The 17,090-nt window shown below is 51.1% G+C and carries 10 protein-coding genes; 6 read left to right on the forward strand and 4 right to left on the reverse strand.

What is annotated here, in order from left to right; all coding sequences use genetic code 11:
• Window positions 1-69: 69 nt before the first annotated feature.
• The 4 genes from QWY82_RS04810 to argH form a co-directional block, all read right to left on the reverse strand.
• Window positions 70-2,877 carry a class I adenylate cyclase gene (locus QWY82_RS04810; RefSeq protein WP_290260385.1) on the reverse strand — a complete coding sequence of 936 codons (2,808 nt, stop codon included), beginning with the start codon at window positions 2,875-2,877 and terminating at the stop codon, window positions 70-72.
• A 22-nt stretch (window positions 2,878-2,899) separates the two neighbouring features.
• The gene (locus tag QWY82_RS04815; RefSeq protein ID WP_290260387.1) at window positions 2,900-5,545 is read right to left on the reverse strand and encodes a hybrid sensor histidine kinase/response regulator; all 2,646 of its coding nucleotides are present in this window, start codon (window positions 5,543-5,545) and stop codon (window positions 2,900-2,902) included.
• Between the two features lie 146 nt (window positions 5,546-5,691).
• On the reverse strand, window positions 5,692-9,144 hold the full coding sequence (locus QWY82_RS04820; protein WP_290260389.1) for a response regulator: 3,453 nt from the start codon (window positions 9,142-9,144) through the stop codon (window positions 5,692-5,694).
• A gap of 295 nt (window positions 9,145-9,439) precedes the next feature.
• A complete protein-coding gene (argH, locus tag QWY82_RS04825; RefSeq protein ID WP_290260390.1) occupies window positions 9,440-10,834 on the reverse strand; it encodes an argininosuccinate lyase in 1,395 nt (464 codons plus the stop codon).
• 271 nt (window positions 10,835-11,105) lie between these two features.
• Between argH and QWY82_RS04830 the strand changes: the two genes are divergently transcribed.
• From QWY82_RS04830 to QWY82_RS04855, 6 genes are all read left to right on the forward strand, one after another.
• Window positions 11,106-12,134 (forward strand): sensor histidine kinase, encoded by a 1,029-nt coding sequence (locus QWY82_RS04830; protein WP_290260393.1) that lies wholly within the window; start codon window positions 11,106-11,108, stop codon window positions 12,132-12,134.
• Window positions 12,135-12,869, forward strand: a complete 735-nt coding sequence (locus tag QWY82_RS04835; protein WP_290260394.1) for a LytR/AlgR family response regulator transcription factor — start codon at window positions 12,135-12,137, stop codon at window positions 12,867-12,869.
• Window positions 12,870-12,959: 90 nt separating this feature from the next.
• Complete coding sequence (gene hemC / locus QWY82_RS04840; RefSeq protein WP_290260397.1) at window positions 12,960-13,889, forward strand: hydroxymethylbilane synthase; 930 nt, start codon at window positions 12,960-12,962, stop codon at window positions 13,887-13,889.
• Window positions 13,886-14,674, forward strand: coding sequence for a uroporphyrinogen-III synthase (locus tag QWY82_RS04845; protein ID WP_290260399.1), 789 nt, complete (start codon window positions 13,886-13,888; stop codon window positions 14,672-14,674). Before hemC ends, QWY82_RS04845 begins: the two co-directional genes overlap by 4 nt.
• A 29-nt stretch (window positions 14,675-14,703) precedes the next feature.
• The gene (locus QWY82_RS04850; protein WP_290260401.1) at window positions 14,704-15,849 is read left to right on the forward strand and encodes a uroporphyrinogen-III C-methyltransferase; all 1,146 of its coding nucleotides are present in this window, start codon (window positions 14,704-14,706) and stop codon (window positions 15,847-15,849) included.
• Complete coding sequence (locus QWY82_RS04855) at window positions 15,846-17,090, forward strand: heme biosynthesis HemY N-terminal domain-containing protein (protein WP_290260402.1); 1,245 nt, start codon at window positions 15,846-15,848, stop codon at window positions 17,088-17,090. Before QWY82_RS04850 ends, QWY82_RS04855 begins: the two co-directional genes overlap by 4 nt.

Here is a 17,090-nt window from a genome sequence, read left to right on the forward strand (position 1 = left end):
GGCTGCAAGTATAGCGTTAGGCTAGGCATCCTCTCAACCTGCGAATTCAACGACTTTCGCGCAAAACTACTACAGGCTTTTTAGGGCGTGATTAAGCGCCCGCTCTAGTTGGAATTTCAGCTTGAGGTAATGACTGGTTTGCAGCTGATCGAAATGGGGCAGCTGGTGCTCACATAGGGATAAGTCTAAATCTGTGATGTAGCAGGGGTAGCGCTGACCGGATTGACGGTGGGATAAGATAGTGCGAGCCACAGTGTGGAACAAGCCCGCGCCGGTATCGGGTGCTATGGCCTCGCCGTTAAGCCAGGCCGACAATTGCCATTGGCTCGGCGCCAGCGCTAAATCCAAAGATTCGATGCAAAACTGTAAATCAAATAAACGCATATTGCCGATGGCACTGGTTGCATGTCGACGCTCCAGTTTTAGCGTCTCGGCGCGCTCCAGTACTTCATAAAACTCGATTGGAAAGATGCCAAACATTGGTTGCGCACCGCGAATCGGGTTTCTGTGCAGTACCGCGCGCAGAAAATGGTGTAGGGGTTTTAGTAGCGCATCTTGATCGTGAAAGGCTTGTTCGAAATAAAACAGGCTGCCGCGCTCATCTTTGCAGTAAACATGAGCGCTGGCACCATCGATGCGAAACAGTATTTGAATGCTATTCGAGCTGAGCTCGGTCAGCGGCGTTAAACCTGATGCTCGAATAAGTTTGTGATGGTGGCACGCAGGGTCGACAGTGAGCGAGCGGTAATTCGGCGCCGGTTGAGATAGTGCTTGCCATAGATCGCTGCTCGAGCCGAAGCTACTCACCTGCCAGCCATGATCGAAGTGAACTAAAAGAAATTTTTCATCGGCTAGGGTGACAAACAAATGATGAGCGTCTTTCTCCGGTGTATGTCTTCCTGTGTGCTGCAATAGGGTATCGCACAAGAGCTTTAACCGCTGCTCTATTAAGGCGGCGCTTTGTAGGCTGAGATTGCGAACTTGTACAGTGGCATTGGTGGTTGCTTGACCGACAAGCCAGTGCAGTAAGTCTTCGAGCTTTTCGCCAATCTTCTGTACCCGCACCTCAGCCCATGAATTAATTGATAAAACGCTAAAGTTTTTCACCAGTGATCCGTCACTGGTGTTAAGCGGGTCTAATTCGAAAGATTTTTCATTTAATCTGTTGTCGCGCTGCAAAAAGGTTGGGTCGTTGGTGAGTACGGCAACAAAACTCAATTGCGCCGGCTGAGTAAAGGCTGTATGTGTTGGGCTTAAATATCTATCTAACTCTAGGTTTGAAAATAGATTTACTAAGTAAGATACCTCTGGTGCCGTTAGATTGAGGTTGCCCTGAATTTTAATGCGAGTATTAATATCGATAATATTGTTGAGTAGGCCCCAGCAAAATAGTTCTGCAATGTTGCTGCTGACATTCATAGGCGACCTGGATTTTTCCCAGCGGCCATTGGTCAAATAGAGTTGCCAGTTACCTGCGGCTGTATCCCAGAGTAAGACCACGAACTTAGCCAGTATATCGTTGCTAATGTTTGGGTTAATAAGCTCAATTTTACCGGTGGTTCTGCTGAAGGCAGCGTGTAGCTTTCGCCCAAGGACGGTGATCTCTTGACTATTAACATTGATGCTTGGCTGTGAATGCCTAGCCATGTCTAAAAGACTTTTATAGCTGGCCGTCAGTTCATTTATCACGCTTCGTCTTTCGTTCATAACTTGTTGCGCGTTCCAGCTAGAGCTGGCATCTAGGTGTGCAAAACTTATGGGCTGCCATTGCCATTGTTCTATCGCGCGCAAAAGTTCGACGGCGCGCTTATCTTTTTCCAGTGATTGAAAGGACCTTTGCAACTTAAAATAGAAACACTGGCGCATGAGCTCTAGCCGCTCAAACTCCTTTCTCTCGATGAAGTAGGAGGATAGTTCGTTCAGAAGCATCAGGTAAGGGTCTAGCGAAGTGGTGTTGAACTGACCGGCATAAACAAACATTTTCATTCGATCGGAAAGTGTAAATACACGCGGGTATTTACTGAGGTAAACCTCAAGAATGAGTAGTTTTAGCAGGGATTTAAACGGTGAGGTAATTGATTTGTAGAGTTGCCAAATGGCAGCTGATACAAATTCAGAGGGCGGTACGTCGCCTACCGGGCCAAAATCCAGCCACTCGTGCGGGCGTAAAAACCCTTTTTCGATCATCGAGTCTTTGGCTTTGCGGTAGGCGTTTTTTTCTGTGGTTGTGATAAACCACCATAGCGGTATTTGGCCCGCCAGTAAGATGGCCGAGCGATAAAATTCGTCTAGCAACAAGAAATGTTGCGAACTGCCGGACCCTTCTTTCGATAGTTCACCGTGTTCGCCTTGACTGAAGGCCTCTGGTTGCATTAGAAAAAAATGCCAGTCTAGTTCAAAGTCCTTGGCCCACTGGGTTAGCGCGGCGCATTTTTTTTCCAGTTCAGCGAGTGCTGATTGTGGGATTTCTGCACTATGGCAAAGCCAAAAATCCATGTCGCTCTTATGGCTTTGTGCGATGGTGCCTGTGCTTCCCATCACATAAAGGGCGAGTAGTGGAGGCTTCCTAGCTTGGCTGGTATTCGCTTTAAAGCCTTTAGCCAATGATTTTGCCGCTTGGAGTTGTTGATTAGTTGGGCTGTAATTAGAAAAACCGCACGGCGTCGCTTTGCTTTGATAGCCGGGCAGCCTCGGGTGATTGAAATGTAATAGTAGAGGCAGTAGCTCGAGGCACTGTTGCTGCCTGGAGCTTAAATGCTGCTTAGCTTGTTGAAAACGCTGATCGTTGAGTGCGAGAAAGCGAACTTTCACTTGTGCAACCGTATCGCGGTCTAAACTAGTGGAGATTGGGTCGTGCGTTATCTCAACGGATCGCATGTTGTCAGTGATCGATATTCTATTAAAGCGTTTTTTGTTGTGATATTTGCTTTTGAATAAAAGTCGCGAGCGTATGGTATAGCAGTTCGGGCTTTACCGGTTTGGTAATATAGCCATCCATGCCCGCTTGCAGGCAGCGTTCTTTATCGCCTCGCATGGCGTGTGCGGTCATGGCGATGATGGGAATAGCTGCGCAGTGTTGCCCTGCTCTAATTTTTCGAGTTGCATCGTAGCCATCGATTTCGGGCATTTCCATATCCATTAATATTGCGTCAAATGTGTTGCAGGGGTTGTTGTTGAGATGCTCAATGGCCTCTTGGCCATTATTGGCGACAGTCACTTTCACTTTCATCTTCTTGAGAATGCCCACGGCAACTTTCTGATTGACAATGTTGTCTTCAGCCAAAAGAATGTGGCAGTTTTCCAGGGTTTCAGCGACTTTCTCGGCGGGAATTCTATCTTTGTCAGTTTCGAAAACACTGTCGCCAAAAACTTCAGCGATGGCATCAAATAAATGCGACTGGCTAATGGGTTTAGAGATAAAGTTCTCGACGCAGTCGCTGTTCTCGTTTTGAAATACTTCGTCCCGATGGTGGGCTGAAACCAAAATAATCGCAGGTATATGGCTGAGCTGGCACTCGTTTTTTATTACATGGCTTGCGGTTAGGCCGTCTATATGGGGCATTCTGTAATCCATGAGCACGAGATCAAACGGATTGATGCCGGAGCTGTCGGCTTGTTTTAAGAGATCGTAGGCTTCTTGGGCGCTGCCTGCGGCGGTAACGTTTAGGTCTAAATGGGTGGCAAGGTTGGTGAGAATTTGCCGAGCAGCTTTATTGTCGTCCACCACCAAGGTATTTAGATGGCGCAACCTTTGCGATTTGTCGCGCATGGGTATGGAGCCGATTTGGCTGTGGCCGAAGCGCGCGGTAAAAGAAAAAACACTGCCTTTGTTAACCTCGCTGGTGACAGCAATCTTACCGTGCATTAATTCAATCAGGTGTTTACTCACCGTTAGGCCGAGACCAGAGCCGCCAAATCGACGTCGGCTAGAGCCATCAACTTGCATGAAGGGCGTAAAAAGTTCGCTAATTTGTTGCGGATTCATACCGATGCCCGTGTCGCGCACTTCAAACTTTAAGGCGACATAATCTTTGTTGTTTTCCGCGCTGCTAATGTTGACTTGAATATCGCCTTGCTCGGTAAATTTTATGGCATTGTCGATCAGGTTTAATAGCGCCTGGCGCAGCCTTAGGGAATCGCCCTTGAGAAAGTGAGGCACCTCCGGCTCCATGTGAAATAACACCTCGAGACCTTTTTTCTCGGCTATTGGCGCGGTTTTTTTGGCAAGCTTGTTAAGCGTGTCGGCTAGATCAAAATGGGTGTGCTCTAACACAATGGTGCCGGCTTCAATTTTGGAGAAGTCCAAAATTTCATTGATTAGCGAGAGCAGGGCGTTTGCGGCTTGATCAATGTTGGTTAAATAGTCCTTTTGATCTCTATTGAGCCGAGTGTCGGAGAGTAGGTGGCCCATGCCGATAATGGCATTCATGGGGGTGCGAATTTCGTGGCTCATGCGGGCGAGAAATTCACTCTTGGCTTGGTTGGCCGAATCCGCTAGGGTTTTGGCAATGGACAGCTCTTCTTGAACGGCTTTAAATTTCGAGATGTCAGAATTTACGCCGACAATTCTGAGTGGCAAATTTTGGCTATCTGTATGAGTGAGCTTGGCGCGCACGAAGCACCAGATTGTTGTGCCATCCTTATGTTGAAAGCGGATTTCGCGCGTGGTGCCTGTGTGTTTAAATTTTCGCGTGCCATTGCCAAGGGCGATAAACTTCTTTAGCCACGGTCGTTCGTCCGGGTGAATGACCCGGGTTAAGTTTTCAAGCGATGCTGGGAATTCTTGTGGCTCATAACCCAGCATGCGATAAAAGCCATCACTCAGGTATATTTCATGGGTTAAAAGGTTCCATTCCCAAATGCCATCACGCGTTGCTGCCATGGCATTTTGAAACCGCTCTTGGCTGGTGCTCAAATCTAGCTTTGCTTGCTGCCGGCTCAGCGCTAGGGTTAAGACTGTGCCAAAGGTCTCCGCCACATGTATGTCGTTAGAGTGCCAATGCCGGGGTTTATCCCGTTGTAATACGGCTAAAAAGCTATGAAGTTTGCCGTGATGCAGCACGGGTACGGTGATGTAGGCGCCAATACCTAAATGGCTGATAAGCTTTTCAGCTCTGGCATTGGCGTAGCCACCGGCCAGTACATCGTTATCAATTCTGGCTTTACCTTGCAGCATGTTTTGGTGTGCTTCTGGCATGTGCGTGAGGTTAAGCTGGGCCAAGTCGCTGAGGCGTTGAGTGTCGGGTTGCTTTTGCCAGAATAATTGTACGGATAGGTCGGTTTCGTGCACGCGCGCGAGAATACACTCGTCCACCTCAAGGAAAGCGCCGAGAGCGCCGAGGGCATCATTGAGTGAGCCGGAGTCGTCTTTATCGAAGAGTTTTATGATGATACGACGCAACCAGCTCTCGGCATCCGCAAGCGCGATTGGGCCGTCTGGTTGTACAGAGGTCGGCTGACGCGCCGCTTTAAGCTCGGCTTCGAGCTCAGCGATACGGGCTTGCGCTTCGATAAGCGTTTGATTTTTAAGTGCTTTCTTATCCATGATGGGCACGGTTTCTCTTTATCTTGAGTGTTATCTTGTGTGCGTCACTACATCCTTTATGGCCAAGCAACACCCAAGGCCACAACATCCCAGACTATCTAGCTTAGTTTAAAAATTAAACTCATGTTTCATTGATTTAACCTGCCTTAGCGGCGAATTTGACTGGCTAAGGTATCGTACAAAACGGCCGGTTTAATCGGTTTATGGACGAAAGCGTTCATACCCGCATCTAGGCACTTTTGTTGATCGCTCTTCATCGCATGGGCCGTCATGGCAATAATAGGAAGGGCATGGAATTCTGGCTTCTGGCGGATAAACTGTGTTGCTTGATAGCCGTCGACCAATGGCATTTCCACGTCCATCAGCACGGCTTTGAAGTAGGCGGGATCGTGCGCCAACAGGATATCAATGGCCTCTTGCCCGTTGTTGGCGATGGTGATGTTCACTTGCTGCTTTTGCAGCAGGCCTTGAGCGACTTTTTGATTGACCGGGTTATCTTCAACGAGCAGCAGGTGTATATCTTTAAGTTGCGGCCAGCTGCGTTGGCTTTTCGCCGCTGATGTCTCCGGGCTAGGTTGAGTGCCCAGTACCCGCGTAATGGCGTTGTACAGTCGCGACTGGGTTATCGGCTTACTGACAAAGCCATCGATAATACCGCGGTTCGCGGCCGTCATAATCTGTTCCCTATCGCAAGCGGACACCATTATGATCATGGGTGGTGATTTTTGCGGTAGTTGTTTAATCGCTTTGCTGGCGCTGACGCCGTCCATATCGGGCATGGCGTAGTCCATGAGAATCAAGTCGTATTGGCCGCTATTATTTGCCATAGCAGACAACGCGCTCTTGCCATTGTTCATGATATGGGTGTCTAGTTTAAGTGACTTGGCGGTGGCGTTAATGACCTCGAGTGCCGTTGGGTTGTCGTCGACGATGAGGGTTCTGAGCGCGGACAATTTAGGAATATCTTGGCTGGGCATTGCCTCTTGCGTGCAAGGCATGAGATTGATATCGAACTCGAAACAGCTACCGCTACCTTCTTTGCTGTCGACGCGAATCTCGCCGCCCATTAAATTGACCAAGCGTTTGCAAATAGACAAGCCCAGGCCGGTGCCGCCAAAACGCCGAGTGGTTGAACCATCGGCTTGGGTAAAAGGGTTAAATAGTTGGGTTAGCTGCGCATCGGAAATGCCGATGCCGGAATCTTGTACGGAAAATTTTACGCGTATCTTGTCGGTTTCAATATTGATCAGTCTGGCCTTTACCAGTACCTGCCCTGTCTCGGTAAATTTAATGGCGTTAGTGACTAAATTTGTGAGTATCTGCCCGATTCTTAATGAGTCGCCCTCTAAATACTCGGGAATTTCTGGGTCTGGTTGAAACAACAATTCAAGACCCTTTTCGCTGGCTTTTAAACTGAGTAATTTGTCCAGTTGGTCGAATAGGGTTTCAAACCTAAAGGGCAGATACTCGAGTGAAAGTTTTCCCGCTTCAATTTTGGAGAAATCTAATACTTCATTAATGATGTGTAGCAGTGAGTGTGCAGCTTGATCAATGTGTTCGATGTAGGTGCTTTGCTGCTCATTGAGGTCTGTGTCTTTTGCTAGGTGCGCCATGCCGAGAATAGCGTTCATGGGCGTCCTTATCTCATGGCTCATGCGCGCCAGAAATTCTGTTTTTGCGGTGTTCGCCGCATCGGCAATTTTACGAGCCGCTTCTAGTGCCTCTTGTTGTTTGATAATTTTTGTGTGATCACTTACTACGGCGGCAAGCCGTTTTATGTTGCCCGCGTTATCCCGCTCTACACAGCGGGCTCGGCCGTACACCCACACTGTACGTCCGCTTTTATGTATCCAGCGGATGAGGCCTTCTTGGAAAGGTATTTCGTTGCGCTTTAATTTATCCATTTCGGCTTTTACCCGCGGTAATTCCTCGGGGTGGGAAAAACTGGCGAGGGTTTTACCTTTGTGCGGGAGTTCGTCGGCCTCGTAGCCGGCGATGCGCAGTAGGCCAGGGCTTAGGTAGACGGCATTAGTTTCTAAATCCCACTCCCAGATGCCATCCTGAGTTGTTTCCATGGCCTCGCGAAAGCGCTGCTCACTGCGAATGAGCTTTTTGGTTAGACGGGTGCGCACATAGTGAATGCCGAGTGCATCGGCGATGGTGGAGGCGAATCGTTTATCGATGTTACTCCATTCCCGACAATAGCTCACCCGCTCTAGCACAAGAAATGTGGCCATATTTCGAATGGCGTTTATCGGAATTATTAATGCCGATTGACAGTCGTCGCCAATGGGAATGAGCTTCCGGTTTTGCTCGGTAACCTGGTCGATGCCAATGGGCGAGCCATCGGAGAAGTAGGCCGAATTTTTATTGGGCAGACTCTTGAATAGGTCGCTTAGGCTTTTAATGCCCTCGGCGGTCCATTCGTAACGTAGACTTAATGCTTCATCGGCATTGGATCGCACGCAGATAAAGCATCGCTCGGCGGGCACTAAATTTACCAGCGAGCGCAGGGTAAATTGGTTGATGTCTGAATTAACGGCGTGGTCGGCATGAATCAGCGTCACGAGTTTAAATAGCTCGGATTCGAGCCGCCTTAGCCGCTTGCGCTCCTGCTTAGCTTGGTGTTCTTCGTCAATATTGATAAAGCTGCTAATGACCCTGCTAACTTTTCCATCGCTGTCTTTTCTGATGGTGCTGGCGTGCTGTTGATACCAGTGGATATTCTTATCTTTGTCGAGCACTCGATAAATAACTGAGTGGTTTAGCCCGGTTTTTATTGTGTGGGTTACTTTTTCGATAACGAGGGGCTGGTCATCGGGATGAATGTGCGAAAAGACGTCAATGTTCTCATGCTCGTGATAACCGAGTAACTTGGCACAGTTGGGTGAGTAGGTGGTGTCAACACTTTTTCTATCCCAAATTGCAAAACCAACCTTGGCCGATTCAAGCACGCTGCTGAGAACATCTGCGCTGATTGTTTGGTGGTCGAGTAAGCGTTGCTGCGCGATATGGCTAAAGGCGATTTTGGTAAAATCTTCCAGCAGTTTTATCTGAGGTGCTTGCCATTGGAAGCGGGCTTTATTGAGCCCGTAGGTGCCGATGCCAATGAGCCCATTGGCGCCAAAATGCGGGATGGCAACCAAAGATTCAATGTCGTGCGCTTTGAGCGTGTCGAAATCGATTTGCGCTTCTGGCGGTAGATCATCCCGGTGCTGAATAACCACCACCATATTTTTCAGCATGCGCTTGAATAGCCAAGGGTAATTTAACTTGGGCTTGGTTGCATCTGTCGCGGCTGGGTCTCTTGGTGGGTAGCCATGACAGTATTGAAAGGCGCTTTGCTCCGGTCGGAAATCAAATAGGGTTAGAAAATCAAGCGCTAGATGCAAATTGAGTGCGGCTAGGGCGAGGTGAATATCTTGATTAATTTCGGGCCTGGCTAATCGACTCGCCCATTGATCGAAAAAACGCTCGTGGCTGTCGCGCGATTGCAGCCCCTGTGCGTAGTTTTCAAGAGTCGCTTGCAACTGGCGATTTTCGGCCTTGAGCAATTCGATGGAGGTGAGAAGTTGTTGTACTTTTTCGTCGGCTGCCATGGTGTCACGCTAGTGGGGTCGCGTGCTCTAGTATAGGCAAGGGGGCGGCTGAGCGCCCCCTTAAATTGGCCTTAGCGCCACTGCTGTCCCACAGTTATGTCGCGGGAGAGTTTGGTGCCCGCACTAGTGACCGTCACCCGCAGGGATGCGGGTGTTGAGACTACATGGATCTATTCACGTCGTGTCGCTAGTGCGGGCACCAAACTCATGTCCAAATATACGCCCAGATGTCACATATGTTGTGAGGTTTAAAGCCTAACGATGGTCATGTCTTTTTTTGTGAGACAGCAGTGCCCTAGCGCCGGCTTAGCTTTTGCGCCGCTCGCTCGCTGGCTGCAGTCACTTGTGCGGGGGCTGTGCCGCCGATGTGATTGCGCGCGGCAACTGAGCCTTCGAGGGTTAAGACATTGAAGACATCTTGCTCGATGGTGTTACTAAACTGGCGCAGCTCCTCCAAGCTCATCTCAGATAAGTCTTTGCCGCTGTCGATGCCGTAAGCCACGCTCTTGCCGACAATTTCGTGCGCATCGCGGAAGGCGACACCTTTGCGCACAAGGTAGTCGGCGAGGTCTGTTGCGGTGGAGAATCCGCGCTTGGCGGCCTCGTACATCACGTCTTTGCTCGGTTGAATCGCGGGAATCATATCGGCGAAGGCGCGCAAGCAGTCTTTCACTGTATCGATGGCGTCGAACAGTGGCTCTTTGTCTTCTTGGTTGTCTTTGTTGTAGGCCAGCGGCTGGGACTTCATCAACGTGAGCAGTGCGATCAGGTGGCCATTGACTCGGCCAGTTTTACCGCGCACTAGCTCGGGTACATCGGGGTTTTTCTTCTGCGGCATTATCGAGCTGCCAGTGCAGAACCTGTCCGGTAAGTTAATGAAATTAAATTGTGCCGAGGTCCACAGCACCAGTTCTTCACTGGCGCGCGATAGGTGGGTCATGAGTAGGCTGGCAAAGGCGCAGAACTCAATGGCAAAATCGCGATCGGAGACAGAATCTAGTGAGTTCTCTGTGGGTGCCTCAAAGCCCAGTAATTGCGCTGTGTAGGCGCGATCGATGGGGTAAGTGGTGCCGGCTAGCGCGGCGGCGCCGAGGGGCGATTGATTGGCGCGCTTGCGGCAATCCATTAGGCGCTGGTAATCGCGCTCTAGCATTTCATTCCAGGCCAGTAAATGGTGGCCAAAGGTGACCGGTTGCGCTGTCTGCAGGTGGGTAAAGCCCGGCATGATGGTGCTGGCGTTGGTGCGAGCGAGCTCGACCAAGCCCTGTTGTAGACGGGTCAGCTCCTTGGCCACAGCGTCGATTTCGTCACGTAAATACAGACGAATGTCGGTTGCCACTTGATCATTGCGCGATCGGCCCGTATGAAGCTTCTTGCCGGTGATGCCGATGCGCGCCGTGAGTGCCGACTCTATGTTCATGTGCACGTCTTCGAGCTGCACCGACCACTGGAATTTTCCGGCGACTATCTCAGCGCGAATGGCTTCTAGGCCTTCGATAATTTGTTCGCGCTCGGCCTCGGTGAGTACGCCAACCTTCGCCAACATGGTGGCGTGGGCAATGGAACCGTTGATGTCGTGATGATATAGGCGCTGATCGAAGTTGACGGAGGCGGTAAAGCGCTCCACAAAAGCGTCGGTGGCTTCACTGAAGCGGCCGCCCCAAGGTTTGATGCTATTGTCGTTACTCATCGCGTTTGCCTATCGGTTCTGAAGTTGCTGAAATGGTATGCGTTACTGTTTCTGTACAGAAACAGCCAGGCCACTCTTCCGGCTAGCTAGTGTGTGAAAAAGGCGCGCATTATACCGGCTGTGGCGACCATAGGCGATGCAAGCGCGCAATATTTAGCCGCCAAGGGTGGAGCTACGCGCTAGTTTGGTCTGTTTGGGTGGCTCGCCGCTTTAGGTTGCGCAATATCTACAGTGCTTGTCGAATAATAATTTTAATGCAAGGAGAGGACGTTTGACTGCCAAGCAGCCAATTGAAGGCGCGACTTATCTACCCAACTTATGCACCGGCCCCTCGCTGTTGCGCCTGGTCGTCATCGCTGAGCTTTTGGCTATTTTGCTCGAGCTCAATAATGACGGCCTAGAGGGGCTGAATTGGATTGATTTAGCGCTGACCTCGCTGATGGTGCAGTGGGTCACCTTGGCCAGTGCTGGCTGTATCTGCCGATTGCGCGTGCTATTTGTGCGCTGGCCTCTGTGGTTAGCACTGCTGGCAAGTTATGGCTTGATCTTGGCGCTCACTTTTTGCTTCGCGCTGCTCGGGCAATGGTTTTTTCTGGGTTATTGGTGGAGCGAGCTGCCGATAGATTGGTCCTCCCTAGGCGCCGATCTGGTAGTGGCAGCGATATTTGCCGGTATTGGGTTGCACTATTTTTACCTGCAGCAGCAGCTGCAGCGGCGCGAAAGAGCCGAATTGGAGGCGCGTATTCAAGCGCTACAATCGCGTATCCGGCCGCATTTCTTATTTAACTCTATGAACAGTATTGCCAGCCTCATCGCCATGGATGCCAAGCGCGCCGAGCGCATGGTGGAGGATTTGTGCGCGCTGTTTCGGGCTAGCCTGTCGGAGGCGGCGTTGGTGCCAGTGGCTCAGGAGTTGGCGTTGGCGCATCGCTATTTAGATATGGAGTCGGCCCGTTTGGGCGAGCGCCTGCAAATCCATTGGCAAGTGGGCGACTTACCCGAGTCGGCATTAATTCCGAGCTTGCTGTTGCAGCCGCTGCTGGAGAATGCGCTCTACCACGGCATAGGTGCGCGGCGCGAGGGCGGGCTATTAGAAATAGACATACAAGGCGACGGCGGTCAAATGCGTCTAATGGTTCGCAATCCGCTCGGCCAAGCTGAGCCAACACCCGGAAATGGTATAGCATTGGCGAATATTCGCGAGCGCCTGGCTGTGCACTTTGGTCCAAGGGCGCGCTGTTTTGCCGGTGTTGAAAATGAGCACTTTGTGGTGCGTATAAATTACCCCCTGGAGGGATAGATGGATCTACTCATTGTTGATGACGAGCCCTTGGCGCGCGCACGTTTGCGCCGTTTGGTGGAGGAGCTGGCGGATTTCGACGTGGTGGCAGAAGCCGCCGATGGCGAGGCGGCCATGGCGGCCATCGAAGAGCACGATCCGGCCGTGGTGTTGCTCGACGTCCGTATGCCCGGCGAAGACGGAATTGCGGTGGCCAAGCGCATTGCCCAGCTCGATCACGCGCCGGCCATTATTTTTTGCACCGCCTATGATGAATATGCCTTGGATGCTTTCGGTACCGACGCCGTTGGCTATCTGTTAAAGCCGGTGCAGCAAGCCGACCTACAGAAGGTCTTGGATAAAGCGGTTAAGCTCAACCGCTTGCAGCTAGAAGCCATGAAAGAGGCGCCGGTAAAGCATTCGGGCCGCCAGCATATCAGTGCTAAAACTCGTCGCGGTGTGGAACTTATTAGCCTTGTGGACGTGCGCTTTTTCATTGCCGATCAAAAATATGTCACGGTGCATCACTTGGCTGGTGAGACCTTGATCGACGATACCTTAAAAGATTTGGAGGAAGAGTTTAGCGGTCGGTTTATACGGGTGCATCGCAATTCGCTGGTGGCGATTGAGTACATTGAGGCGATGGAGCGCAGTACTGATGGCCATTTTAAATTGCGCCTAACCGGCCTTGATACTAAGCCTGTGGTGAGTCGCCGACACGTGCCACAACTGAAGGAGCTGTTGTCCAAGCTCTAAGGCTAATCCCTACGGCTTTGGTGGTTCGCTCTGGTATGATAGCGCGCACAAACTTTTAAGCATGCCTGATCACCAGTAAGGAATAGCTCCATGACTCAACGCCTGCGCATCGCAACGCGCACTTCTGCTTTGGCACTTTGGCAAGCGAACGACGTAAAAGATCGTCTCGAAGCCCTGCATCCGTCGCTGCTTGTTGAACTGGTGCCCATGGTCAGTAAGGGCGACAAAATCCTCGATGTGCCCTTGGCGAAAGTGGGCGGAAAAGGCTTGTTCGTTAAAGAGTTAGAAACCGCCTTGTTGGACAATGAAGCCGATATTGCAGTGCACTCCATGAAGGATGTGCCGATGGAGTTTCCCGACGGGCTTGGTTTATCGGTTATCTGTCAGCGCGAAGATCCGCGCGATGCCTTTGTTTCAAACAGCTATGAAAAGCTAGCCGATTTGCCCCAGGGCAGTGTGGTGGGCACCTCGAGTTTGCGTCGCCAGGCGCAAATTTTGGCGCGTCGCCCAGATCTACAGATTCGATTTCTGCGCGGTAACGTCGGCACCCGCTTGGGCAAACTCGATGCCGGCGACTACGATGCCATTATCTTGGCCGCTGCGGGGCTGATTCGCCTAGGTGAAAGGGCGCGAATCAAAGAGTTTTTGCTCACCGATGATTCATTACCAGCGGGTGGCCAGGGCGCTGTGGGTATCGAATGCCGTACAGACGACAGTGCCATTCAGGCGTTAATCGCGCCGCTACATCATGAATTGTCTGCGCAGCAAGTGTTAGCCGAGCGGGCTATGAATAAGCGCTTAGAGGGCGGCTGCCAAGTGCCGATCGCCTGCTTTGCGATCCATCAAGAAGGGCAGTTGTGGCTAAGAGGTTTGGTTGCCAGTGTCGATGGAAAAAACCTGTTGCGCGATGACATTCGCGGCGATGTATCGCAGGCTGAGCAAATGGGTGTAGCCTTGGCCGAGCGTCTAATTGGTGCCGGTGCAGATAAAATTTTGGCCGAGGTGTACGCTAACGCATGAAGCCGAGGATTTGGCTAACGCGGCCGACAGCGCAGGCGGCAAAGACCCAATTGGCCTTCGAAAACTTGGGTTTTAAGGTGTTATCGGTGCCCGTGCTCGAGATAACGCCGGTCGATACGAGTGCGGCGGTACAGGCGATACGCCAGCGGATTTTAGACTTCGACCGCTATGATATGGCAATCTTTGTAAGCCAAAATGCGGTGCATTACGGTTGCGCATGGCTCGACCAATTTTGGCCGCAATTGCCGACGGCCTGCCAATTCTTTGCCATTGGCAGCGCAACGCGGGAAGCCCTACTCGACGCCGGTTTGCCGGTGGTTGGTGCCATGGCGGTGAGCGAAGCAATGAACAGCGAGTCGCTGCTGGCAACGGAGCAGATGGCGCAGGTTCGAGACCAACGTATCCTAATATTTAGGGGTGAAGGCGGGCGCACCCATCTTGGCGATAGTTTGCAAGCGCGAGGCGCCCAGGTAGATTATTGCGAGCTCTATCGTCGAGCCCTGCCCAGTGCTGCTGAGCAGGCTGTTGCGCAGGCCTTAAGCGAAGGTGATGCTTGGCTCAGTGTGCACAGCGGTGAATCACTGCAGAATGTGGTGTCGCTGTTACAGGCATCGAAGCCGACATCGCCACCCGACGCTTGGCTCTCTTGGCCCTTGCTCGTGCCCGGGCAGCGGGTCGGAGAGCTAGCGGCCCAGATGGGCTTTAGTCAAATATTGGTTGCCGAAAATGCAACCGATAGCGCCATGTGCGAGGCGCTAGAAAAGCAACTGGTGCAAAACAATTAAAACTTATAATTATTCGTAGAGGCCCTACTGTGGTTCAAACTACCGACGATTCAAATACCAAGCAACTAACCAACGAGCCCAAGGCGCCAGAGTTTGATTCGCTCGAACGCTCTAGGTCGGCGCCAAAACAGGCCGCCGGCGGAACTAAGTTACTTTGGTTGGCGCTGATCGTCGTCTTAGCTGGATCGGCTGCGAGTAGTTATTGGTTATTTCAACAGCTAACGCTGCAGCAGGAAAATCTGCTTTCCCTTGCGAGCACCGCGCAAACCTTGGAGCGTGAAAACCAAAGCTTGCAACAAGAGTTTGCTCAAGGTTTAAATCAGTTTTCCCAGATTCAGGCGCAAAACCAACAACAGTTTGGCGATTTTGTCACCAATGTGGAGGCCAAGTTAGCGTCGCAATCCCAGCGCTTAGCGCAAATGACCTCTAACCATCGCGTGCAATATTTGCTGAGCGAAGCGCAGTTCTTATTGCGTCAAGCCAATCAGCGCTTGCACTTGGAAAAGTCACCCAGCAATGCCATTGCCCTGTTCAAGCTTGGCGATGAAATATTGGCACGCGCCGCTACCGAGCTGGGCAATCCCTCTGGCTTGTTGATTGCTAGGAAGCAATTGGCGCAGGATTTAAACACGCTGTATCAACTCGATAACGTGGATTACACCGGGCTCTACTTCGCATTAGAAGGTGTGGTTGAACAAATTAACACCTTGGCCTTGGCGCTACCGCCACGCGAGTTTGCTAACGAAGAAGTAGAGCCTGCTGTTATCAAAAAAAATCCCGACAGTTTATGGTCGCGCATTACTGTGGGCTGGCGCAATTTTACCCGGCAACTGGGTAGCTATGTCAGGGTGCGTCGATTAGAGGAACCGGTGGAACCCCTGTTGGCGCCGGACCAAGAATTGCGCGTGCGAGAGAACTTAAAACTAAAACTGCAGGTAGCGCAGCTTGCGGTTATGCGCGCGGACACAGACTTATACCGCCGCAATTTACAGCTCGTAAACGAGTGGATGTTGGAGTATTTCCCCGTATCGGATGCCCGCAACGACCTCATGGCTCAGCTACAAATGCTCTCGGAAAAAACCGTTGAGGTGCAGTTGCCGGAAGTATCAGCCAGCGCCAGAGCCCTTGATACCTACATCAGCGAATACCGTCAGGAGTTGGGGGTGGCTCAATGAAGCGACTGTTATTTCTGGTAGGTATTGCGTTGCTGGTGGGTGGATTATTAATCACAGAATTAGCCAGAGACAGTGGCTACATGTTGATTTCCCTGTATGGCTACAGTTTGGAAACCAGCGTTTGGTTTGCGGTACTTATTTTGCTTCTTGCGAGCCTGCTGTTGTGGTTTGTATTGCGGGCTCTGTTCGCGATTATTAGTGCTTTTTTGGGCGTGACGCGCTTCGTGATCAAGGGTAGCGACGACAATAACCGAAAGTTGCTGGCGGCTGGCCTCGTGGATTTCATGGAGGGCAATTGGAAGCTGGCGCGCAAGAAGTTACTCAAGACCGCGGATTTCTCCATGGTGCCGGTTATCAATTATTTGGCGGCCGCGCGTTCCGCTTACGAGCTAGGCGATAGGGAGCAAGCGCAACTGCTGCTAGCTAAGGCCGAACAGTTTGGACCGCAATACACCTTGGCTACTGCGTTAGCACAAGCGCGCATGGAGCTGATGGATAAGCGCTACGAGCAATGTCTTTCGGCGCTGGAGCGCATTCGCGATGAAGTGCCAGATCATCCCGTGGTGTTGGATATTTTACGTCAAAGTTATGTGGCGCTAGAGGATTGGGCATCGCTGGAAAAATTATTGCCGCTGTTGAAAAAACATAAAACGGTAAGCGATAGCGAGCTGGCAAATTTAGAACGCCGCTGCTATGTGTTTCGACTAGAGCAATGTGCTGAGCGGGCATTCGGCGAAAATGCCATCGATGCGCTGGTAAAAACTTGGTCCAGTTTCGATGCGAAAACCCAACAGAATGCCGCGCTCATTTTGGCTTATGCTGAGTTGTTGGTGCGCTATAAGGGCGAAGACAAAGCGGAATTATTACTGCGTAAAAGTTTGCAGAAAAACTGGGACGATCGATTGCTGGATTGGTACGGCCGAGTGCATGGAGAGGATGTGGCGCGGCAATTATTAACTGCAGAGACCTGGCTTAAAGAACGGCCTCGCAATGCTATGCTGTTGCTCGCGCTTGGGCGACTCTCCTTGCGTAATCAATTGTGGGGTAAGGCGCGGGAATATTTTGAAGCCAGTTTAAAAGTTATTCAGCAACCGGAAACCTACGCTGAATTAGCCCGACTGATGGCGGCCTTAGGCGAGCATCAGCTCAGCACCAATTACTATCAAAAGGGTTTGGGTATGATAGCCCATAACCTACCTGAGCTGCCGGTGCCGACTACGGCGGTCAAGTTCGGTCAATAA

This window comes from Simiduia curdlanivorans (assembly GCF_030409605.1).
GTDB classification, from domain to species: domain Bacteria; phylum Pseudomonadota; class Gammaproteobacteria; order Pseudomonadales; family Cellvibrionaceae; genus Simiduia; species Simiduia curdlanivorans.